The 21,125-nt window shown below is 68.6% G+C and carries 18 protein-coding genes; 11 read left to right on the forward strand and 7 right to left on the reverse strand.

The window, feature by feature from the left end:
• Nucleotides 1-7 precede the first annotated feature (7 nt).
• A complete protein-coding gene (locus ACQPYS_RS21350; RefSeq protein WP_063041372.1) occupies nucleotides 8-769 on the reverse strand; it encodes a fumarylacetoacetate hydrolase family protein in 762 nt (253 codons plus the stop codon).
• 186 nt (nucleotides 770-955) lie between these two features.
• Here ACQPYS_RS21350 and ACQPYS_RS21355 point away from each other — a divergent pair, with 186 nt between their 5' ends.
• Nucleotides 956-2,173 carry an MFS transporter gene (locus ACQPYS_RS21355; protein WP_433490577.1) on the forward strand — a complete coding sequence of 406 codons (1,218 nt, stop codon included), beginning with the start codon at nucleotides 956-958 and terminating at the stop codon, nucleotides 2,171-2,173.
• A 231-nt stretch (nucleotides 2,174-2,404) separates the two neighbouring features.
• On the opposite strand, the gene ACQPYS_RS21360 is transcribed toward ACQPYS_RS21355, so the two are convergent.
• The 4 genes from ACQPYS_RS21360 to ACQPYS_RS21375 all read right to left on the reverse strand — a co-directional run bounded on the left by ACQPYS_RS21360 (nucleotide 2,405) and on the right by ACQPYS_RS21375 (nucleotide 6,711).
• Nucleotides 2,405-3,007 carry a Uma2 family endonuclease gene (locus ACQPYS_RS21360; protein ID WP_433490578.1) on the reverse strand — a complete coding sequence of 201 codons (603 nt, stop codon included), beginning with the start codon at nucleotides 3,005-3,007 and terminating at the stop codon, nucleotides 2,405-2,407.
• A gap of 106 nt (nucleotides 3,008-3,113) precedes the next feature.
• Nucleotides 3,114-4,121 (reverse strand): 3-isopropylmalate dehydrogenase, encoded by a 1,008-nt coding sequence (locus ACQPYS_RS21365; RefSeq protein ID WP_063041374.1) that lies wholly within the window; start codon nucleotides 4,119-4,121, stop codon nucleotides 3,114-3,116.
• Nucleotides 4,122-4,304: 183 nt separating this feature from the next.
• On the reverse strand, nucleotides 4,305-5,903 hold the full coding sequence (gene serA, locus ACQPYS_RS21370; protein ID WP_433490579.1) for a phosphoglycerate dehydrogenase: 1,599 nt from the start codon (nucleotides 5,901-5,903) through the stop codon (nucleotides 4,305-4,307).
• A 604-nt stretch (nucleotides 5,904-6,507) separates the two neighbouring features.
• Complete coding sequence (locus ACQPYS_RS21375; RefSeq protein ID WP_030521844.1) at nucleotides 6,508-6,711, reverse strand: cold-shock protein; 204 nt, start codon at nucleotides 6,709-6,711, stop codon at nucleotides 6,508-6,510.
• 362 nt (nucleotides 6,712-7,073) lie between these two features.
• Between ACQPYS_RS21375 and ACQPYS_RS21380 the strand changes: the two genes are divergently transcribed.
• Both ACQPYS_RS21380 and ACQPYS_RS21385 read left to right on the forward strand, forming a co-directional pair.
• Nucleotides 7,074-7,403 (forward strand): hypothetical protein, encoded by a 330-nt coding sequence (locus tag ACQPYS_RS21380; protein ID WP_433490580.1) that lies wholly within the window; start codon nucleotides 7,074-7,076, stop codon nucleotides 7,401-7,403.
• Nucleotides 7,404-7,724: 321 nt separating this feature from the next.
• Nucleotides 7,725-8,096, forward strand: a complete 372-nt coding sequence (locus ACQPYS_RS21385; RefSeq protein WP_431940409.1) for a helix-turn-helix domain-containing protein — start codon at nucleotides 7,725-7,727, stop codon at nucleotides 8,094-8,096.
• Between the two features lie 68 nt (nucleotides 8,097-8,164).
• Here the strand turns inward: ACQPYS_RS21385 and ACQPYS_RS21390 are convergent, their stop codons facing one another.
• Together ACQPYS_RS21390 and ACQPYS_RS21395 are read right to left on the reverse strand one after the other, a co-directional pair.
• A complete protein-coding gene (locus ACQPYS_RS21390) occupies nucleotides 8,165-8,770 on the reverse strand; it encodes a ClpP family protease (protein WP_433490581.1) in 606 nt (201 codons plus the stop codon).
• A gap of 174 nt (nucleotides 8,771-8,944) precedes the next feature.
• Nucleotides 8,945-9,550, reverse strand: coding sequence for a ClpP family protease (locus tag ACQPYS_RS21395; protein ID WP_433490582.1), 606 nt, complete (start codon nucleotides 9,548-9,550; stop codon nucleotides 8,945-8,947).
• A 233-nt stretch (nucleotides 9,551-9,783) separates the two neighbouring features.
• Here ACQPYS_RS21395 and urtA point away from each other — a divergent pair, with 233 nt between their 5' ends.
• Genes urtA through atzF form a run of 8 tightly spaced genes read left to right on the forward strand, consistent with a single transcriptional unit; the run spans nucleotide 9,784 to nucleotide 20,913 of the window.
• Nucleotides 9,784-11,109: an urea ABC transporter substrate-binding protein gene (gene urtA / locus ACQPYS_RS21400; protein ID WP_431940412.1), complete on the forward strand. Its 1,326-nt coding sequence runs from the start codon at nucleotides 9,784-9,786 to the stop codon at nucleotides 11,107-11,109.
• A gap of 4 nt (nucleotides 11,110-11,113) precedes the next feature.
• Complete coding sequence (gene urtB, locus ACQPYS_RS21405) at nucleotides 11,114-12,001, forward strand: urea ABC transporter permease subunit UrtB (RefSeq protein ID WP_433490583.1); 888 nt, start codon at nucleotides 11,114-11,116, stop codon at nucleotides 11,999-12,001.
• Nucleotides 11,998-13,116, forward strand: a complete 1,119-nt coding sequence (urtC, locus tag ACQPYS_RS21410; protein ID WP_433490584.1) for an urea ABC transporter permease subunit UrtC — start codon at nucleotides 11,998-12,000, stop codon at nucleotides 13,114-13,116. The genes urtB and urtC overlap by 4 nt, the downstream gene beginning before the upstream one ends.
• Nucleotides 13,113-14,054, forward strand: coding sequence for an urea ABC transporter ATP-binding protein UrtD (gene urtD, locus ACQPYS_RS21415; RefSeq protein WP_433490585.1), 942 nt, complete (start codon nucleotides 13,113-13,115; stop codon nucleotides 14,052-14,054). The genes urtC and urtD overlap by 4 nt, the downstream gene beginning before the upstream one ends.
• Nucleotides 14,055-14,059: 5 nt before the next feature.
• The gene (urtE, locus tag ACQPYS_RS21420; protein WP_433493098.1) at nucleotides 14,060-14,752 is read left to right on the forward strand and encodes an urea ABC transporter ATP-binding subunit UrtE; all 693 of its coding nucleotides are present in this window, start codon (nucleotides 14,060-14,062) and stop codon (nucleotides 14,750-14,752) included.
• 10 nt (nucleotides 14,753-14,762) lie between these two features.
• Entirely contained in the window at nucleotides 14,763-15,464 is a 702-nt protein-coding gene (locus ACQPYS_RS21425; RefSeq protein ID WP_433490586.1) for a GntR family transcriptional regulator, read from the forward strand.
• Between the two features lie 50 nt (nucleotides 15,465-15,514).
• Nucleotides 15,515-19,174 (forward strand): urea carboxylase, encoded by a 3,660-nt coding sequence (gene uca, locus ACQPYS_RS21430; protein ID WP_433490587.1) that lies wholly within the window; start codon nucleotides 15,515-15,517, stop codon nucleotides 19,172-19,174.
• Nucleotides 19,171-20,913 (forward strand): allophanate hydrolase, encoded by a 1,743-nt coding sequence (gene atzF, locus ACQPYS_RS21435; RefSeq protein WP_433490588.1) that lies wholly within the window; start codon nucleotides 19,171-19,173, stop codon nucleotides 20,911-20,913. The genes uca and atzF overlap by 4 nt, the downstream gene beginning before the upstream one ends.
• The last annotated feature ends 212 nt before the right edge of the window (nucleotides 20,914-21,125 follow it).

Consider the following 21,125-nt stretch of genomic DNA (forward strand, 5'->3'; position numbering starts at 1 on the left):
CTTTCGTTCAGCGTTTTGCGGCAACGGGATTGGTCAGCGTGCCGATACCGGAGACGGTGACCGAGACCGTTTGACCGTCTTTCATCGGACCGACACCCTCGGGAGTTCCGGTGAGGATCACGTCACCGGGGAGCAGGGTCATCACACGGGTGACCCATTCGATGATATCCGGAATATCATGCAGGAGTAGCGATGTGGTACTACGTTGACGTACTTCACCGTCGAGTTCGGTGGTGATCTCGAGGTCCGCCGGATCGAGTTCGGTTTCGATCCAGGGGCCCAGCGGGCAGAAAGTGTCGTAACCCTTGGCCCGGGTCCACTGGCCGTCCTGGGCCTGCTGGTCGCGGGCGGTCACATCGTTGGCGACGGTATAGCCCAGGATGACGTCCTTGGCCCGGGCCGCGGGAACGTCCTTGCAGGGCCGCCCGATGACCACGGCGAGTTCGCCCTCGAAGTCGACGCGGGACGAACTGGGCGGCACGATGATCGGAATGTCGGGGCCGATGATGGACGTATTCGGTTTCATGAAGATCACCGGTTCGGCCGGCGCCTCACCACCCATCTCGGCGGCATGGGAGGCGTAGTTCTTACCGACGCAGATCACCTTGCTGGCCAGGATCGGGGCGAGCAGCCTGATATCGGCCAGCGGCCAGCTCCGGCCGGTGAACGTCGGGGTACCGAACGGGTGTTCGGCGATTTCCTTGGCGGTTTCGCCTTCGATGGCGACGAACGCGACCCCGTCGGGGCTGGCAACTCGACCTAGACGCATGACGGAAGTCTATCCAGCCGGGTCCACCAGCCCGAATGCGCCCGACCGGTCGGTCCGCCCGATGGTGAGAACCGCGCCACTACTTGCGAGATCCCCACCTCCGGGGTGTACCGTGGCCGTCGTAAATTCAAAGATTGAGAATTGATTCTCATATATTGAGATACGCTCGCTCCGAGATGGGGAATTATGGCGCACAGTCCCTCGGCGGCCTTCCCGATCGCCGCGTCCGGCAGACAGATCTCTCCCACCCACCGCTGGCTCATGCTCGGCTTCGGGGTCTTCGCCCAGGTGTCCAGCGCGATCTTCGTGCACGGGGTACCGTTCCTGCTCCCCGCGCTGACCGCCGGCGGTATGCCGCTGCCCACCGCCGGCCTGCTGGTGGCCATGCCCACGGTCGGCCTGTGCTGCACCCTCATCGCCTGGGGTTATCTGGTCGACCGGGTCGGCGAACGGATCGCCCTGGTCGCCGGGCCGGTGATCATGTGCGCGGCCGGGGCGGCCGCCGCCTTCACCACCAGCTATCCCGCCCTGGGAGCCCTGCTGTTCCTCGGTGGGATCGGCGCCGCCAGCACCAACGGCGCCAGCGGCCGGGTGATCGTCGGCTGGTTCCCGCCCGACCGGCGCGGCCTCGCCATGGGAATCCGGCAGACCGGCCAGCCGCTGGGCGTCGGAATCGCGGCGATGTCGGTGCCCCTGGTCGCCGACCGGATCGGGGTCGCGCCCGCGCTGAGCGTGCCCGCGCTACTGGCCGGACTGGCCGCCGTGTGCTGCCTGCTGGGCATCGTCGACCCGCCCCGGCCGGCCCGAGCCCAGGCGACCGGCGCCAACCCCTACCGGGGTAGCAGCACACTGTGGCGGATCCACGGCGTATCGATTCTGCTGGTCGTGCCTCAGGCCACCGTCTGGACCTTCGCGCTGCTGTGGCTGCACCGCGACCTCGGCTGGTCACTGGCGGCGGCCGGCGCGCTGGTCACCTTCACCCAGATCCTGGGCGCGCTGGGCCGGATCGGCGCCGGCGCCTGGTCGGACCGGGTCGGCAGCCGGATGGGCCCGCTGCGCCAGGTCGCGATCGCCGCGGTCGCCACTATGGCCCTGCTGGCGCTGACATCCTGGACCCACTGGTGGTGGGCCGCCGTCCCACTGCTCGTCGTCGCCTCGGTGGTCACGGTCTCCGACAACGGCTTGGCCTTCACCGCCATCGCCGAACGCGCCGGGCCGTTCTGGAGCGGTCGCGGCCTGGGCATCCAGAACACCGGCCAGAACCTGACCGTCGCCGCGGTGCCGCCGGTATTCGGCGCGCTCATCACCGCGACCGGTTTCCCGGCGGTCTACCTGGCGGCAGCGGCCTTGGCGGCGGTGGCGATCCCGCTGGTCCCGGTGGCGTCGGAAAAGCCCCTCGAATAATCAGCAGCCGAATCCGTTTCCGCCGCCCTCGGTCCTACCGGCCGGCCAACGAATAACCAGCCGAGTCTCGATGAGTACAGCCGAGTCGTTCGCGCGGACCGGGTTCCGTTCGCCGGTCCCTATCCCACCCTTCTGATCCCCGCAGGCGTGAGCGAGCGCGCACCACCACACGCTCGTCGTATCGGCGATGTATCCGGCGGCCGGCCGGGTCGGACGAGCGGATCGAACTCGTCAGATCTCGATGAGCACCGCCGGATCGAGCGCCACGCGAATTCTCGCGTCGGCCTCGATCTCGGCGATGAACTCTGCGCCTTCCGCGACCGGCGGGTCCCACCGATAGGAGGCACCGTCGAGGGTGCCTCGATGAATCCGTATATGCGGCTGATGTTCGACGAGCCAGTACTCCGCAATTCCCAACGCCGCGTACTCGCGGACCTTGCGCACTCGGTCGGTACGTTCACTGCCACTACCCGGTGACACCACCTCGACGGCCAACAGAATGTCGGTACCCGGGATCAGTTTCGGCGATTCGTCGACAATCGCGGCTCGCGCCATTGCTTTCGGCACGACGAACACATCGGGCTTACGGACACCCGACGGCGTACTGACCTCCCACTCGACGCCGTCACAGACGAATACGTCGGCGCATTCCGCGGCGGTCCGGATTCGGCCGGCCAGCGACCACCCGATGAAGTTGTGCCGCGCCCCCGCTGCCACCTCGACCAACCATCCGTCTTCGAGTTCGAAACCCTTGCCGTCCTCCGGCAGATCGTAGAGATCCAGCACTGTGTACGGGCCGAAGCCGACATCACTGGTGGCGTGCCACGCGGTCATGCTGCCTCCAAGTGCTCGGGCCGTCTATCGGGGATACGCCCAGGTATCCCCGATGGTATCGAACACGCAACCCGATTTCGCGCACGGAAATCCGGGCCCCTCGAGGTCAGAGGGCGGAAACGATCCGATCGCCGATCTCGGTGGTCGACGCGGTGCCGGTGCGGCCGGACAGATCCTTGGCGACCGCGTCCTGGATACGGGCGGCGGCAGCGGTCTCACCCTTGTGCTCGAGCAGCAGCGAGACCGAGAGGATGGCGGCGGTCGGGTCCGCCTTGGACTGGCCGGCGATATCGGGGGCGCTGCCGTGCACGGGTTCGAACATGCTCGGGTTGGTGCCGGTGGCGTCGATATTGCCGCTGGCGGCCAGGCCGATACCGCCGCTGACGGCGGCGGCGAGGTCGGTGATGATATCGCCGAACAGGTTGTCGGTGACGATCACGTCGAATCGGCCCGGATCGTTGACCATGTGGATGGTGGCGGCGTCGATGTGCTGGTAGGCGACCTCGACATCACCGAATTCCGCGCCGACCTCGTCCACCGTGCGCTGCCACAGCGAACCGGCGAAGGCGAGCACGTTCGTCTTGTGCACCAGGGTGAGATGCTTGCGCCGGGCCTGCGCCTTGGCGAAGGCGTAGCGGACCACGCGCTCGACACCGAACCGGGTATTGGTGCTGACCTCGGTGGCGACCTCGTGCGGCGTATCCACCCGGATCGCGCCGCCGGTGCCGGTGTACGGGCCCTCGGTACCCTCCCGGACCACCACGAAGTCGATATCCGGGGTGCCCGCCAGCGGGCTGCCGACGCCCGGGTACAGCTTGGAGGGGCGCAGGTTCACATGGTGATCGAGCGCGAACCGGGTGCGCAGCAGCAGACCGCGTTCCAGGATGCCGCTGGGTACGGACGGGTCGCCGATGGCGCCGAGCAGGATCGCGTCGTGCTGTTTCAGTTCCGGCAGCACCGATTCGGGCAGGATCTCCCCGGTGGCGTGGTAACGCTTGGCGCCCAGGTCGTAGTGGGTCCGTTCGACTCCGGGCAGCACCACATCGAGCACTTTCAGCGCCTCGGCGACGACTTCCGGTCCGATACCGTCACCAGGGATCACGGCGAGTTTCATGACAACCACGCTTTCTACGAACGAGGCCGCGAACTCCAGCGGGACGCGGCTGCCGGGCCGGGTAGGTCTGTCACCGGGACGGTGGCCGGGTGCGGCCCGCCCCGGACCGCGTGGCCCGGGGCGGGTGCGTACCCCGCGGCGCACGCCGCCCACCGGCCCGGGCGGCGGCGTGCACGGAACAGCTCAGAACAGGTCGACCAGGGCGACCTTGGCGGCACCGACCGCGGCAGCGATATCGGAACGCACCGCTTCGGGCACCTCCTTGTTGACCCGCAGCACGACGGTGGCGCCTTCCTTGTTGGCGTCCTGGGTGAGCTGCGCGGCGAGGATATCGACCTCGGCGGCGCCCAGCGCGGTGCCGACCTTGCCCAGCGCGCCCGGCTTGTCCTCGTAGTTGAGGACGGCCAGGTTGATGCCCTCGGCGCGCATATCGTAGTTGCGGCCGTTGATGTTGACGATCTTCTCGACCTGCTGCGGCTCGGTCAGCGTGCCCGCGACATTGATGGTGCGGCCGTCACCGAACACGGCGCGCAGATCCACCAGGCTGCGGTGGCTGGGGCTCTCGCTCACAGTGGTCACCTCGGCGCTGATCCCGCGGGCCTCGGCCAGTGCCGGGGCGTTGACGAAGGTGACCTGATCGTCGACGTGCGCGGAGAATACCCCGCGCAGTGCCGCGAGCTGCAGCACCTCGACCTGGGAGGCGGCCAGTTCGCCGCGCACCTGCACCTCGAGGCTCACCGGCAGTTCGTCGGCGAGCGCGCCGAGCAGGGCGCCCTGTTTACGAACCAGGTCCAGCCACGGCGCGACCTCGTCGCCGACCACGCCGCCGGTGACATTGACCGCGCCGGGTACGAACTCGCCGGCCAGGGCCAGCAGCACGGACTTGGCGACATCGGTGCCGGCCCGATCCTGGGCCTCGCTGGTGGAGGCGCCCAGATGCGGGGTGACCACGACCTGGGGCAGGTCGAACAGCGGGCTGTCGGTGCAGGGCTCGGTCTCGTAGACGTCGATACCGGCGGCCCGGACATGTCCGGAGGTGATCGCCTCGGCGAGCGCGCCCTCGTCCACCAGGCCGCCGCGCGCGGCGTTCACGATGATGACGCCCTTCTTGGTCTTGGCGAGCGCGTCCTTGCCGAGCAGACCCTTGGTCTCCGGGGTCTTCGGCAGGTGGACGGAGATGAGGTCGGCCCGTTCGAGCACCTCGTCGAGGCTCAGCAGTTCGATGCCGAGCTGGGCGGCGCGCGCCGGGGAGACGTAGGGGTCGTAGGCGACGATCTTGGTTTCGAAGGCGGCGAGGCGGGCCGCGAACAGCTGTCCGATCCGGCCCAGGCCGATCACACCGACAGTTTTGCCGAAGATCTCCACGCCGTTGAAGCTGCTGCGCTTCCAAGTGCGCTCGCGCAGGGTGGCGTCGGCGGCCGGGATCTGGCGGGCCGCGCTCAGCAGCAGGGTGACGGCATGCTCGGCCGCGGTGTGGATATTGGAGGTGGGCGCGTTGACGACCATCACGCCGCGTTCGGTGGCGGCGGGGACATCGACATTGTCCAGGCCGACTCCGGCCCGGGCGACGATCTGCAGGTTCTTGCCGGCTTCGAGGACTTCGGCGTCGACGGTGGTCGCGGAGCGGACGAGCAGCGCATCGGCCTCGGGCACCGCGGCCAGCAGCGCGGGCCGATCGGGGCCGTCGACCCAGCGGACCTCGACACCGTCACCGAGCGCGTCGACGGTCGACTGGGCGAGCTTGTCGGCGATCAGAACTACAGGACGGCCTGCTTGGCTCACAGTGGGGTACTCCTGGATGTGGGGACGGCCAGTTGACGGGGCCAAGCTTAGTTCGGACCGATCCGGCCATGTCCCACCCCCTGCTATAGGTATCGACCGACCTGCGCGTACGCGGTCGCGTGGGTGGGCCGGATCACGCACCGGAGCGTCGCTCACCCGGGCGGGAGCCGTGGCTGTACAGGTGCGGGGCGCATTCTCCCGGGCCGCGGGGCTGCCGCCACGGATTCGGATACCGCCGCGGGTACACCGGCTCGGTCCGCGGACCGGTTCCGAATCCGCCGAGCCGGATCGGGAGTAGAGGAAAAGCATTCGGGGTGGCGTTCGGCCGAAATCCGCGCAGTCCGAATATCGGGATTCGAACCGGGAAATTCGAATTGCCGAATTTTCACACCGGACGGCCACGGACGCTCGCTCGATAATTCGGTTCGGCACACCTGGACCGACCGGCAAACGACGACCGGCGAACCAGGACCTCACTCGTGCCGAGCCGACAGGGAATTTTCATACCCGGCGGTCGGCTTCCGGCCGAGGCCGCGAATTCCCCCGGAAACGGAGCGAGGCCCCGTACCTTCCGGTACGGGGCCTCGCTGCTTCGTCACACCACTCAGATGGCGCGGACGTCCTGAGCCTGCGGACCCTTCTGGCCCTGCCCGATCTCGAACTCCACGCGCTGACCCTCTTCGAGGGTACGGAAACCGCTTCCCGACACTGCCGAGTAATGCACGAAGACGTCAGGTCCGCCCCCGTCTTGCGCGATAAAGCCGAAGCCCTTCTCGCTGTTGAACCACTTCACGCTGCCTTGAGCCATGTTACTTACTTCATACTTTCTGTTGCGAGCCAGACGGACCACGGTCGATCCGCCTGATCTCTCTGACAACGATGCCATGTCCGGGAAAGTTCCTCCACTTCGAAAATTTTCCATCGCGAGGAAGGACGCAGCGCCAGGAGACCGGCGTCACGCTCCGACGGGGCCGTCCGCCGCACGGATGACCCGCTCACCGCCCGGTGGAAGCAGGACCCCGGGATTCCCCGTAGTACCCGGGGATGATTTCTCGATCGAATCCGCGGAAGGTCTGTGACTTTCGCGACCATTGCGCGAGGGTGAAGGTTCAACGTCTTCCGGCCGGCCACTCCGGCTGTGCCGCAGGACACAGCACGAGAGGATTCGACGTGTTCCGCACGAACCGAGTATCCGCGATCCGCCGGGCCACCGCCCGGCTCGCCGCCGCGGGTGCCATCACCCTGGTCCCGCTGGCCGGCCTCGCGGCGCCCGCGATGGCCGACCCGGCGGCCCCGGCCCCGGGCTACACCCAGGTGGATCGCGACCGCCACGGTGACCGCGACCGCCACTGGGACCGCGACCGCGACCGCCATCGGGATCGCGATCGCGATCGCGATCGCGACGACCACTGGAACCACGACCGGCACCGGGACCGCGGCTGGCAGGACCCGGCGGGCTGGGTCCGCCATCTGCTGCGCGGCCTCTTCGGCAGCAGCTGATCGGTATGCGGGCCCGCGTGCGCGGGCCCGCGTACTCGACCGAATCCGGCAGGATCCCGGCGCCCGATGCCGGTACCGCGCCGCGCGAGCGCACACCGAACACACCGGTGCACCCGAACCACCGACGGCCCTGTTGCGGGTGGTCGACACGGAGAAGCCGCCCGTGCAGGTGCTGTTCGGTAGCACCCCGAGGCAGATCGCGCCGCGGGATCAGCTTTCTTCGCGAGCACAACTCCGCACATCGACCCCCTGAGCCGGCCCGGATGTACGCCCATAGCGTAATCCGCCCGTACCGGCGGACCCGGGTTCTAGGCTCTGTCCATGACCGAGCCCCGCAGACTCCAGGCGATTCCCGGTGGACGCGCCGAACGTCCGCCCCGGCAGCCGGCGGACCGGCCCGAGCCGCTGTGGCGCGAGGTCCTCGGCGGCCGACTTCGTATGCTACGCAACGACAAACGCGAAACGCTCGCGGAAACCGCCGAGCGCGCGGGCATTTCACCGCAGTACCTCTCCGAGGTGGAACGCGGCCGCAAGGAACCCTCCAGCGAGATGATCGCCGCGCTGGCGGGCGCTCTGGGCACCTCCCTCGGCGCGCTCACCGAGCAGGTGGCCGACGAGCTGCGGACCCGGCGTCTCCCCGTGGCGACCCGGCGGCCGGGCACCGCACCGACCGCGCTGCTCCGAGCGGCCTGACCGATCGGCGGTCCGTGCCCTCCTCGGTCGCCGCTCACCGGCGGGATCGTGACCGCCGTGGTCGCCGCTCACCGGGCGGGAGCCGGACTCCGCGGCGTCAGCACCGAATCGATCAGCCCGTAGTCGACCGCGGCCGCCGCGGTGAACACCCGGTCGCGGTCGGTGTCGTGCCGTAGTTGCTCCGGGGGCCGCCCGGTGTGCCGGGACAGGATCGTTTCGATCTCCGCCCGCATACGCACGAGTTCGTCGGCTTGCAGAATGAGGTCGGGAATCGCTCCCTGGCCGCGGGCCGCGGGCTGGTGCAGCACCACCCGGGCGTGCGGGAGCATCGCCCGGTGGCCGGGGGCGCCCCCGGCGAGCAGCACGGCGCCGACCGCGATGGCCTGGCCGACGCAGGTGGTGTGTACCGGGGCGCCGATGTGTTGGACGGTGTCGTATACCGCCAGCATCGACGACAGATCGCCGCCTTCACAGTTGATGTAGAAGTCGATCTCCTGGCCCGGACTCTCCGATTCCAGGTGCAGCAGCTGCGCGATGAGCGCGTTGGCGACCCCGGAATCGATCGGGGTGCCGAGGTAGACGATGCGTTCGGAGAGTAGGTGCGAATAGATATCGGTGATCCGTTCGCCCCGCGGATGCTGGGCGATCACATTGGGGATCGTATAGGTGCTCATCGGGGTCTCCCTGTATTCGGTGCGGCTGTCGTCGACTCTTCGCGCCCGGTGCTGCCGGTTCCTGCTCTCCGCGGTCACGCACTCCGGGACACGGCCCGCTCGTGCCGCGCCGGATGGGCGCGCGCACGCTCCGTCGCTGTGATCACGCCCGCGCCCCGCGCCGGACACGGCCGCTCATGCGGAGATCCCGACCCGTTGGCGCTGTGGGACGACCTGCGCGAAATCGCCGACGATATGGTCGATGAAGCCGTATTCCTTCGCCTGGGTCGCACTGAACCAGCGGTCGTGCAGGGAATCCTCGTAGACCCGTTCGTAGGGCTGCCCGGTGTCCGCGGAGATCAGGCCGAGCACGGTTTCCACGGTGTAGCGCAGATCGTCGGCCTGCACCTCCACGTCCACCGCGGACCCACCGATACCGGCCGACCCCTGGTGCATCAGGACCCGGGCGTGCGGTAGCGCGAAACGTCTACCCGGCGTCCCCGAGGAGAGCAGGAACTGGCCCGCGCTACAGGCCAAGCCGAGGGCGAGGGTGGATACCGGGCTCGGGATCAGCCGCATGACATCGCGGATGGCCAGCATCGCCGGTACCGACCCGCCGGGCGAATGGATCCACAGCGAGATACCGGCCTCGCCGTCTTCGGCGGCGAGGGTGAGCAGCTGGGTCGCCAGCAGGGTGCCGTTGTCGTCGTCGAGCGGGCCGTCGAGAACCAGGATGCGGCGGGCCAGGAGCTGTTCGCGGGCACGCCAGCCGAACAGCGGGGATTTGTCGTCGTGAGCCATGGTCACCACGCTGCCGGAGCGGGCGCGCGAGCGGGAGTGCGCGCTGCTGTGGGCAGATCTGCTCTCGGCAGTGCCGCCCGGGATCATCGGCCGATCGATACTCGAGCTTCACGCTGCGATACGTGGGCGAAACACAGCCTCCCTACCGTAATTCTTCGTATACGCCGCTGTATACAACGCCGAATACATGCTGGTCAGCGGGCTGACCTTTCCTGAGTGGAGGCCGAACGGTCATGAATGCAGCCAGAACCGAAACCCCTGGACAACCCAGGAAAGGTGCGGTATCCCGCGACACCCGCAACCGTCGGCAGCGCCGGCGCGCCCGGAATCTTCTCGCGCTGCCGGCCGCGGTGTGCGTGACCGCGCTGGCGGTCACCGCCTGCGGTAGCTCCGCCTCCGATCAAGCCGGCGCGAACGCGACCTCCTGTGTCGACACCGCGGGCCCGAATATCAAGGTCGGCTCACTGAACTCGCTGTCGGGGACCATGGCGATCTCCGAGGTCACCGTGCGAGATTCGATCAGGCTCGCCGTCGACGAGATCAATACCGCCGGCGGCGTGCTGGGCAAGCAGATCCAGCTGGTCGGCGAGGACGGCGCCTCCGAGCCCACGGTTTTCGCGGAGAAAGCGGAGAAGCTGATCAGCAGCGACTGCGTGGCCGCGGTTTTCGGCGGCTGGACCTCGTCGAGCCGCAAGGCCATGCTGCCGGTGTTCGAGGACCGCAACGCGCTGCTGTACTACCCGGTCCAGTACGAGGGCCTGGAATCGTCGGAGAATATCTTCTACACCGGCGCCACCACCAACCAGCAGATCGTGCCCGCCCTTGATTATCTGAAGGGCCGCGGCGTGAAATCGCTCTACCTGGTCGGTAGCGATTACGTCTTCCCGCAGACCGCCAACCGCATCATCAAGGCCTATGCCGAGGCCAACGGTATCGAGATCAAGGGCGAGGACTACACGCCGCTCGGCTCCACCGATTTCTCCACCATCGTCAACAAGGTCCGCTCGGCGGACGCCGACGCCGTGTTCAACACCCTCAACGGCGATTCCAATGTCGCGTTCTTCCGCGAGTACAAGAACGTCGGCCTGACCGCACAGGATATGCCGGTGGTCTCGGTGTCCATCGCCGAGGAGGAGGTCGGCGGTATCGGTGTGCAGAACATCGCCGGCCAGCTGACCGCCTGGAACTACTACCAGACCGTCGACAACCCGCAGAACACCGCGTTCGTCAAGGCGTACAAGGCGAAGTACGGCGCGAACAAGCCGACCTCCGACCCTATGGAGGCCGCCTACGTCTCGGTGTATCTGTGGAAGAACACCGTGGAGAAGGCGCAGTCCTTCGCGGTCGCCGATGTGCAGCAGGCCGCGGGTGGGGTCACCTTCGAAGGGCCCGAGGGTCTGGTGACCATCGACGGCGAGAACAACCACATCACCAAAACCGCCCGGATCGGCGAGATCCGTCCCGACGGCCTGATCTACAGCGTCTGGGATTCCGGTGCGGCCGTCGAACCCGATCCGTACCTGGCCGGCTACTCGTGGGCCGAGGGACTCGGGGGCTGATCTCGTGGAAGCACTGGTCGGGCAGCTGTTCACCGGCTTGAGCCTGGGTTCCATCCTGCTGCTGGCGGCCCTGGGGCTTTCGCTGACCTTCGGTCAGATGGGCGTGATCAATATGGCCCACGGCGCGTTCATCATGGCCGGCTCCTACACCGCCTACACGGTGCAGGAGTACCTGGTGGCGAACGCCGAGGTCTCGCTGATCATCTCGCTGCTCATCGGTTTCGGAGTCGGCGGTCTCATGGGTGTCGCCCTCGAGGTGACGCTGATCAAGCGGATGTACGACAGACCACTGGACACCCTGCTGGTGACCTTCGGCGTCGGTTTGATCCTGCAGCAGGCGGCCCGGGACATCTTCGGCGCGCCCGCGGTTCGCGTGGTGACCCCGGAATGGCTCGGTGGCGGGGTGGAGATCCTGGGCGCGGTGGTGCCCAAGACGCGGATCTTCATCATGCTGCTCGCGGTGCTGTGCGTGACGGCTGTCGCGGTGACGATGAAGTACACCGCGATGGGCCGGCGCATCCGGGCCGTGGTGCAGCATCGTGATCTCGCCGAAACCAGCGGGATCTCCAGCCGCGGCACCGATATCACGACGTTCTTCATCGGGTCCGGGCTCGCCGGGGTGGCGGGTGTGGCGCTGACGCTGATCGGCTCCACCAGTTCCAATACCGGCACCACCTATCTGGTGGACGCCTTCCTGGTGGTCGTCATCGGCGGGCTCGGGCAGATCCGCGGCGCGGTCCTGGCCGCGGTGGCGCTCGGACTGTTGAACTCGTTCATCGAATACAGCACCACGGCCTCGGTCGCGAAGGTGATCGTATTCGTCGTCATCGTGGTCTTTTTGCAGATCCGCCCGCAGGGACTGTTCACGATCCGGTCGAGGAGTCTGGTATGAGGGAATTCCTCACCACCCGCTGGAAGGTCTATTCGGGCTTCGCGGTCGCCGCCGTACTGCTGTTCGCGGTGGCGCCCGCGGTGCTCTCGGACTTCCGGCTCAACCTGCTCGGCAAGTTCCTGTGCTTCGGCATCGTCGCGGTGGGTATCGGATTGGCGTGGGGCCGGGGTGGCATGCTCACCCTCGGACAGGGCGTGTTCTTCGGCCTCGGCGCCTACATCATGGCGATGCATCTCGAGATCTCCGACGCGCAGCTGCGCGGTGACGATGTCCCGGGTTTCATGCAGATCGCCGGGATTCGTGAGCTACCCGGTTATTGGGTGCCGTTCGCCTCGCCGGTGTTGACGATACTCGGCATTCTGATCGTGCCGCCGCTGGTCGCGGTGCTGCTGGGACTGGGCGTATTCAAACGCAAGGTCAAGGGCGCCTATTTCGCGATCCTGTCGCAGGCGCTGGCCGCGGCCTTCGCCATCCTGCTGGTGGGTCAGCAGTCCACCGGCGGTAGCAACGGGCTCAACCGGTTCCGCAGTTTCTTCGGGCTGGCGCTCAACGACCCGGTGAACCGGCGGCTGTTGTTCTTCATCGCGGCCGCCACCCTGCTGGTGATCGTCGCGGCGACCCGGCAGCTGATGTACAGCCGGTACGGCGAACTGCTGGTCGCGGTCCGCGATCAGGAGGAACGCGTGCGTTTCCTCGGCTACGACCCGGCCAATGCGAAGGTCGTCGCCTACGCGGTGGCGGCGCTGTTCGCCGGGATCGCCGGCGCGCTGTTCGTGCCGATCGTCGGGATCATCTCCCCCGCCGATATCGGGATCGTGCCCTCCATCGCGTTCCTGACCGGTGTCGCCATCGGCGGACGCACCACCCTGCTCGGCCCGGTACTCGGCGCGATCGCGGTGGCCTGGGCGCAGACCGGCCTGTCGGAGAACTTCCCCTCCGGCTGGGTGTACGCGCAGGGCATCCTCTTCATCGTCGTGGTCGGTTTCTTCCCGGCCGGTCTGGCGGGCCTGGTGACCCTGCTGCGGCGGAAACGCCGTGGCGACGAACAGGCGGATCCGCCGCCCACTCGGACGCCGGACCCCGCAGCCGCTACCCCGGTAGGAGTGTCGACATGACCGAGACAACCACCGTGAAAGCTCCGGTGACCGGCGGAAACGCCGGTATGCACAGCGATTACCTCGAGGTCCGCGGGCTGAGCGTCGAATTCGACGGGTTCAAGGCGGTGTCGAATGTGGACCTGACGCTCTTCCAGGGTGATCTCCGTTTCCTCATCGGCCCCAACGGCGCCGGGAAGACGACCATGATCGACGCGATCACCGGTCTGGTCCCGGCCACCGGATCGGTGCAGAAATCCGGGGTCGAACTGCTCGGCAAGAAGGTGCACCGGATCGCCCGGCTGGGCGTGGGCCGCACCTTCCAGACCGCGAGCGTATTCGAGGAACTGTCGGTACTGCAGAACCTCGATATCGCCGCGGGCGCCGGACGATCGCTGTGGACCATGCTGCGGCGCCGGCCGGCCGCGGTCTCCGCGTCGATCGAACAAGCTCTGGAGACCATCGGTCTCACCGCGCTGCGCGACCGACCCGCCGGGACGCTCGCCCACGGCCAGAAACAGTGGCTCGAGATCGGCATGCTCCTGGTACAGGATGCCTCGGTACTGCTGCTGGACGAACCGGTCGCCGGGATGAGCCAGGAGGAGCGCGAGGAAACCGGGAACCTGCTGCGCCGCATCGGCGGCGAACGCACGGTCGTGGTGGTCGAACACGATATGGACTTCATGCGCAGTTTCGCCACCTCGGTGACGGTGCTGGCTCGCGGCGCGGTCCTCGCCGAGGGGACGGTGGCCGAGGTGCAGGCCGATCCGGCCGTCCAGGAGGCGTATCTGGGAACCGCGGCGGCCGCCGAGCAGGACGGCGTGGGCGAACCGGATCCGGCGGCCGCGGCACGACGTGACCACGCCGGGGAGTCGCCCGCGTCGAACGGTCACCGCGGGGCGATCACCTCCCGTGACCGCGCAGGCTCGCCGCGTATCGCCGACGAGAGCGAAGGGTGACCGCGATGCTGGAACTCATCGATGTTCATGCTGGTTACGGCCGCACCGAGGTCGTGCACGGGGCCGGGATAGAGGTACCGGCCGACGGTGTGGCCGCAATCATGGGCCACAACGGCGCCGGTAAAACCACCTTGTTGCGCGCGGCGGTCGGTCTGGTGCGTACCCACCGGGGCAGGATCCGATTCGAGGGAGCCGATATCACCGGGTTGCGGCCGAGCGCCCGGGTGAAACGCGGATTGGCCTATGTCCCGCAGGGGCAGCAGTGCTTCGGTCATCTCACCACCGCCGAGAACCTGCGAGTGGTGGCGGACGGCCGCAAACGCGGCCGGGCACTGATCGACGAACAGCTGGATCTGTTCCCCGCGCTGAAGGAGTTGCTCGACCGCCGGGCCGGGCTGCTCTCCGGTGGGCAGCGCCAGCAGCTGGCGATCGCGCGGGCACTGATCACCGAACCGCGCATGCTGATCCTCGACGAACCCACCGAGGGCATCCAGCCGTCGGTGGTCGCCGAGATCGAGAACACCATCACCGAACTGGTGACCCGTGGCGGGCTCGGGGTGCTGCTGGTGGAACAGCACATCGGTTTCGCGCTGCGGGCCGCGAGCCGGTACTACGTGCTGGAGAGCGGCCGGGTCACCTCTACCGGGGAGGGCGGTGCCGGAGCAGTGGAAACCGTTCGCGCCGCCATGACTCTCTAGGCTGCGCGTCGTGACGGAACCACGAGGTAAACGCGAATCACGCAGCGACGCCGTATACAAGTCGCTGCGCGACGAACTCATGTCCGGCGCGCTGGGACCGGAGGAACGGCTCGGCGAGGAACGGCTGGCCGAACGCTACGGTGTCTCGCGCACTCCGGTCCGCGAGGCGCTGGCCCGGTTGCAGGCCGACGGTCTGGTGGAGCGCCACGACGCCGGACTGTTCCCCTACCGGCCGCGCCTGGACACCCTGGGCGACTACTACGAGCTGCGGATCACCCTGGAGGTGCAGGGCATCGCCCGCGTCCTCGACGATCCGGAACTCGGCCACGACCGGGCCGTCCTCGGACCCGAGATCGACCGCTGGCGCGCCTTCCGCACCGCGCCCCCGGACCCGGATGCCGGTTTCGTGGCCGCCGACGAACAGTTCCACACCGTCCTGCTCGACTCCTCCGGCAACCACGCCCTCACCGATGCCCTGAAAACCGTGAACGCCCGGATACGCCCTGTCCGGATGTTCGACTACCTGACCCCCGACCGCATGCTCGCGACCATCGAGGAACACATCGCCATCGGCGAGGCCGTCCTCGACCGTGATCTCACCGGCGCCCGCGCGCAGCTTCTCGCCCATATCGACCAGTCCCGCCGCGTGGTGGCCGACCGCGCCGGTCAGGTGCTCCAGCTGACCCGGATGGCCCGCGCTACCAAGACCTGATATTCCCGGCTACTCCGGTAGCCGCACTGTCCACGCCGAGAGGATCGACCGTGACCGAGACCGCCCCGCAGTTGTATACACCGCTGCATACGCCGCTGCCCGAATGCCTGCTGATCGCCAACCGCGGTGAGATCGCCTGCCGCATCCTGCGCACCGCCCGGCGGCTGGGGATCGAGACGGTCGCGGTGTTCTCCGACGCCGACGAGGGTGCGCGGCATGTGCGGATGGCCGATCGCGCGGTCCGGCTCGGCCCCGCCCCGGCCGCCGAGTCGTATCTGCGGGCGGACGCGGTGATCGAGGCGGCATTGTCCACCGGCGCCACCGCCGTCCACCCCGGCTACGGGTTCCTCTCCGAGAACGCGGGTTTCGCGGCGGAGGTGGAGGCCGCGGGGATCGCGTTCGTGGGGCCGGCCGCCGAGCACCTACGGCTGTTCGGCGACAAGCACAGTGCCCGCCGGGCCGCGGCGGCGGCGGGTGTGCCGCTGGTTGCCGGGAGCGGTCTGCTCACCGGGCTCGACGAAGCACTGGCGGAGGCCGAGCGGGTCGGATACCCGGTGATGCTCAAGGCGGCCGGGGGCGGCGGCGGTATCGGGATGGCCGCATGCGCGGGGCCCGGCGAACTCACCGACGCCTACCAGCGGGTGATCCGCCTGGCGCAGAACAACTTCGGCTCCTCCGCGGTGTACCTGGAACGGTTCGTCGCCCGCGCCCGCCATGTGGAGGTGCAGATCTTCGGTGACGGCCGCGGTCGGGCCGTCTCCCTGGGCACCCGCGACTGTAGTCTGCAGCGGCGCAACCAGAAGGTCATCGAGGAGGCACCCGCCCCCGGTCTCCCGTATACCGTGAGCGAACAACTCCTCGAGTCGAGCCGGAAACTGCTCGGTGACGTCGGTTATCGTTCCGCCGGGACGGTCGAGTTCATCTACGACGTCGACCGCGGGGAGGCCTCGTTCCTCGAGGTGAACACCCGGTTGCAGGTGGAGCATCCGGTCACCGAGGCCGTGACCGGTGTGGACATCGTCGAGTGGATGCTGCGCCTGGCGGGTGGTGACGCCGGGTTCCTCGACGAGATCCCCGATTCCGGCCCGCCGATCACCGGATACGCGGTGGAGGCCCGCGTCTATGCCGAGGACCCCGGCAACGACTACCGGCCCGGCGCGGGCACCCTCACCGGTGTGGAGATCCCCGCCGCGGCGGCCCGGGTAGAGACCTGGGTCGAGACCGGTACCGAGATCAGCCCCTATTACGACCCGCTGATCGCCAAGATCATCACCACCGGGGAGAGCCGCCCCGAGGCCCTGCACCGTCTACGCGCCGCACTCGACGAGACCCGCATGTTCGGGATCACCACCAACCTGCCGCAGCTGCGCGCCGCCGCCACCAGTTCCCCTATGCTCGACGCCCGGCACACCACCGCGACCCTCGGCAGCCTGGCCACCATCCGTCCCCGCCTGGAGATCCTGCGCGCCGGTGTCTCCACCACCATCCAGGACTTCCCCGGCCGCCTCGGACTCTGGAATGTCGGTATCCCACCGTCGGGCGCCTTCGACGATCTGTCCTTCCAGCTCGCCAACCACGCAGTCGGGAATTCGCTGGGAGAGAACGGTTTGGAGGCCACGCTGCTGGGTCCGCGGATCCGTTGCACCGACACCACCGTCGTCTGCGTGACCGGCGCCGAAGCCCCCGTCACCGTGGACGATCGGCCGGTCCCCATGTGGGAGCCGGTCACCGTCCCCGCCGGTTCGGTCCTCGATATCGGCGCGCCCCACGACACCGGCCTGCGCACCTACCTCGCCGTCCGCGGCGGCATCCTCGCCCCCGACTATCACGGCAGCGCCGCGACCTTCACCCTCGGCGGGTTCGGCGGTATCACCGGCCGCGCCGTGGCCACCGGCGACATCCTCGGCCTCAAACCCGACGCGGGCGGCCTGTTGGAGCCCACGCCGATCCCGGCCGGCGAACGCCCCGAATTCGGCCACATCTGGTACGTCGGTGTCGGCGAGGGGCCCCAGCCCGCCCCCGACTACTTCACCCCCGCCGATATCGACCAGTTCTACGACGCCACCTGGCAGGTACAGGCCCACGCCAACCGCACCGGCCTGCGCCTGGCCGGCCCCAAACCGACCTGGTCGCGGACCGACGGCGGCGACGCCGGCCTGCACCCCTCGAATCTGCACGACTGCCCGTACAGCGTCGGCGCGCTCAATCTCTCCGGCGACACCCCGATCCTGCTCGGCCCGGACGGTCCCAGTCTGGGCGGTTTCGCCTGCCCGCTCACCGTGATCTCCGCGCACCGCTGGAAACTCGGTCAGATGCGCCCCGGTGACCAGGTGCGTTTCGTCCCGGTCGGCGACGACCGCACCGGCGCGTTCCGTTCCGCATCCGCGCTGCGCGGCCGCGGCCGCCCCACCCCCGAACTCCTCGGCTCGCGGGAGCAGGACAACGGCGTCCTGGGCCGCCGCGACGCCGGAAGCGGCACGCCCGAGGTGAGATACCTGCGCGGCGGCGACGACAATGTGCTGATCGAGTACGGCCCGAGGGAACTCGATCTCGGGCTGCGGATGCGGGTACACGCCCTGAGCGAGCGCCTCGAACAGGCGTCCATCCCCGGCCTGATCGATATCACCCCCGGGGTGCGCTCCTTGCACCTGCACTTCGACCCGGATGTCATCGATCAGCGTACGGTGGTCCGGCTGCTCGGTGAATTCGAGGACGATATCCCCGATACCGCCGATCTGCGGGTCCCGAGCCGCCATATCGAACTTCCGCTGTCCTTCGACGACCCCACCATCGGGCAGGCCATCGAACGCTACGGTCGCGGTGTCCGCGCCGAAGCCCCCTGGCTGCCGTCCAATATCGAGTTCATCCGCCGGATCAACGGGCTGGACAGTGTCGACGACGTACGCGATATCGTCTTCGACGCCCAGTACATGGTGCTCGGTCTCGGTGACGTCTACCTCGGCGCGCCGCTGGCCGTCCCGCTCGACCCCCGCCACCGGCTGGTGACCACCAAATACAACCCCGCCCGCACCTGGACCCCGTCCGACGCGGTGGGTATCGGCGGCAAGTACCTCTGCGTCTACGGTATGGAATCCCCCGGCGGCTACCAGCTCGTCGGCCGCACCGTCCCGATCTGGTCGGGGTACCGCCAGCGGGCTCCCTTCGAGATCGGGAAGCCGTGGTTGTTCCGGTTCTTCGACCGCATCAGCTGGTATCCGGTCGCGGCCGGGGAACTGCTGGACCTGCGCGCCGATATGGCGGCGGGCCGGTACGAGATGCGCACGAGCGTCGGGGAATTCGCCATGACCGACCACCTGGAGTTCCTACGAGACAACGCCGGGAATATCGCCGCCACCGAGGAATACCGGCCGGCCGCGTTCACCGCCGAACGGCAGCGATGGGAGGCCAGCGGCGAACTGAGCGACCGGGCCGATCTCGCCGTCGAACCCGAACCCGCCGAGGATCTCGACCTACCCGCGGGCGCCCATATCGCGGCGGCGCCCATGATGGCCAATGTCTGGCGGGTCGAGGTGGCCGCGGGCGAGTACGTCGAGGCGGGCACCACCCTGCTCGTGCTGGAGGCCATGAAGATGGAGCTGCCCGTGGTCGCGGAGGTCTCCGGCACCGTGCACACGATCACGGTCGCGGCAGGCGACCAGGTCACCACCGGCGCCCCTCTGGTCGCCGTCGAAACCGAAGGAGCGGCATGACGATGGAGCAACTACCGCTAGCGGAACCGGCGATGGATACGCCGGTACGCGTCGCCGACAAGGTCACCCGTGCCTACCGGATGATCCGCGAACACGATCGCCCCGAAATCTGGATCACATTACGCACCGAGGCCGAGGTCGCGGCCGAGGCCGCCGCGCTCGACGCCCGGCTCGCGCGGGGCGAGCGGTTGCCGCTGGCCGGGGTGCTCCTCGCGGTCAAGGACAATATCGACGTCGCCGGAATACCCACCACCTGCGCCTGCCCGGGTTTCGGTAGGACGCCGCAGCACACTGCTCCCGCTGTGGCCCGGCTGATCGGTAAGGGCGCGCTCGTCCTCGGCAAGACCAATCTCGACCAGTTCGCCACCGGACTGGTGGGTACCCGCAGCCCGTACGGCGCGGTCCGCAACGCCCTGTTCCCCGACCGTGTCTCCGGCGGCAGCAGCTCCGGCTCGGCCGTCGCCGTCGCACTCGGCATGGTCGACGCGGCACTGGGCACCGATACCGCGGGGTCGGGCCGGGTACCGGCCGCGCTCAACGGGGTCGTGGGCATCAAACCGACCCTCGGGCTGGTCTCCACCACCGGTGTCGCCCCGGCCTGCCCCGACTACGACGCGGTCACCATTTTCGCCCGCGATCTGGCGCTCGCCACCGAGGTGACCGCCGCCATGATCGGCCCCGACCCCGCCGACCCCCGTTCCCGCACCTGGCCGGCCGACACTCCCCTGGGCACGCCCGCCCGAACCACCCTCGCGGTCCCCGCCGACCACAACTTGACCGCCCTCTCCCCCGCCTACCGCGCCGCCTTCGACGCCACCGTCACGCGCTGGCGGGCCGGCGGCGGGGAGGTCGCCACGGTCGATATCGGCGAACTGCTCGACGCCGCGACACTCCTCTACGACGGCGCCATCGTGGCCCAGCGCTACGCCGCGATAGGCGAATTCCTCGCCGGGGAACCGGAGGGCGCCGATCCGGTGGTCGCGCGGATCGTCGCTGGCGCGGCGCGGCCCGCCGCCCACGAATACGTCACCGACCTCGGCCGTCTCGCCGTCGCGGCCGCCGCCGCGCGCCGGCTGTTCGCCGAATATCCCGCCCTGCTCCTGCCCACCACCACCGAGCATCCGACCCTCGCCGCGGTCACCGCCGAACCGGTGGCGATCAACAGCCGGATGGGCACCTTCACCAATTTCTGCAACCTTCTCGACCTGGCCGCGGTCGCGGTACCGGGCGAGGAGACCGCGGCGGGCGATCCGTTCGGCGTCATGCTGGTGACTCCGAAGTTCGCCGACCAGGTGGGTATCGATCTGGCCGCCCAGCTGCTGGACACGCCCGCCCCGCTGCTCACCGGGACCGGCACCGACCTTCTGGTCGTCGGCGCCCATCTACGCGGCCTGCCCTTACATCACCAGTTGGAACAGGCGAAGGCGCGGTTCCTCGGCGAGGTGGTCACCTCGGCGGCGTACCGCATGGTCGCACTGCCCGCCGAACCACCCAAACCCGGCATGCTCCGGGTCGGTGCGGACGCCGGCCGGGCGCTGCCCGGCGAACTGTACCGGCTCTCCCCGGCGGCCCTGGGCACCTTCCTGAGCGATCTGCCGGCCCCGATGACACTGGGAAAGGTGGAACTGGACGACGGACGCTGGGTCACCGGCTTCGCCTGCGACTACGAATCCGCTCGCGACGCAACGGATATCACCGAATACGGAGGGTGGCGCGACTACTTGAACACCAGTCGTTGACACTCCCCGCCCGAGACCCCGTGCGGCCCGTCCAACCGCACGGCGCCACCCGGCCGTTCCCGATGAGGGTTGCAGGGCAGCCTGCGAAGCAGGAACGGCCGGGTGGCCATCGGCCACCCGTGATGCGAAACGAGGACGGGCCACCCCACCGCCGGGTCCACTGACCTGCGGCGCCCGCTCGCCGCACGTAACCCACAGTGCTGGACTACAAT

It is taken from the genome of Nocardia grenadensis (assembly GCF_050942415.1).
GTDB classification, from domain to species: Bacteria; Actinomycetota; Actinomycetes; order Mycobacteriales; family Mycobacteriaceae; genus Nocardia; species Nocardia grenadensis.

Excerpts from the sequence above, each read along its gene's own strand:
- ACQPYS_RS21350 (WP_063041372.1), bottom strand. The coding sequence starts at position 769 with ATGCGTCTAGGTCGAGTTGCCAGCCCCGACGGGGTCGCGTTCGTCGCC.
- ACQPYS_RS21355 (WP_433490577.1), top strand. The coding sequence starts at position 956 with ATGGCGCACAGTCCCTCGGCGGCCTTCCCGATCGCCGCGTCCGGCAGA.
- ACQPYS_RS21360 (WP_433490578.1), bottom strand. The coding sequence starts at position 3,007 with ATGACCGCGTGGCACGCCACCAGTGATGTCGGCTTCGGCCCGTACACA.
- ACQPYS_RS21365 (WP_063041374.1), bottom strand. The coding sequence starts at position 4,121 with ATGAAACTCGCCGTGATCCCTGGTGACGGTATCGGACCGGAAGTCGTC.
- ACQPYS_RS21375 (WP_030521844.1), bottom strand. The coding sequence starts at position 6,711 with ATGGCTCAAGGCAGCGTGAAGTGGTTCAACAGCGAGAAGGGCTTCGGC.
- ACQPYS_RS21385 (WP_431940409.1), top strand. The coding sequence starts at position 7,725 with ATGACCGAGCCCCGCAGACTCCAGGCGATTCCCGGTGGACGCGCCGAA.
- ACQPYS_RS21390 (WP_433490581.1), bottom strand. The coding sequence starts at position 8,770 with ATGAGCACCTATACGATCCCCAATGTGATCGCCCAGCATCCGCGGGGC.
- ACQPYS_RS21395 (WP_433490582.1), bottom strand. The coding sequence starts at position 9,550 with ATGGCTCACGACGACAAATCCCCGCTGTTCGGCTGGCGTGCCCGCGAA.
- urtA (WP_431940412.1), top strand. The coding sequence starts at position 9,784 with ATGAATGCAGCCAGAACCGAAACCCCTGGACAACCCAGGAAAGGTGCG.
- urtC (WP_433490584.1), top strand. The coding sequence starts at position 11,998 with ATGAGGGAATTCCTCACCACCCGCTGGAAGGTCTATTCGGGCTTCGCG.
- urtD (WP_433490585.1), top strand. The coding sequence starts at position 13,113 with ATGACCGAGACAACCACCGTGAAAGCTCCGGTGACCGGCGGAAACGCC.
- urtE (WP_433493098.1), top strand. The coding sequence starts at position 14,060 with ATGCTGGAACTCATCGATGTTCATGCTGGTTACGGCCGCACCGAGGTC.
- atzF (WP_433490588.1), top strand. The coding sequence starts at position 19,171 with ATGACGATGGAGCAACTACCGCTAGCGGAACCGGCGATGGATACGCCG.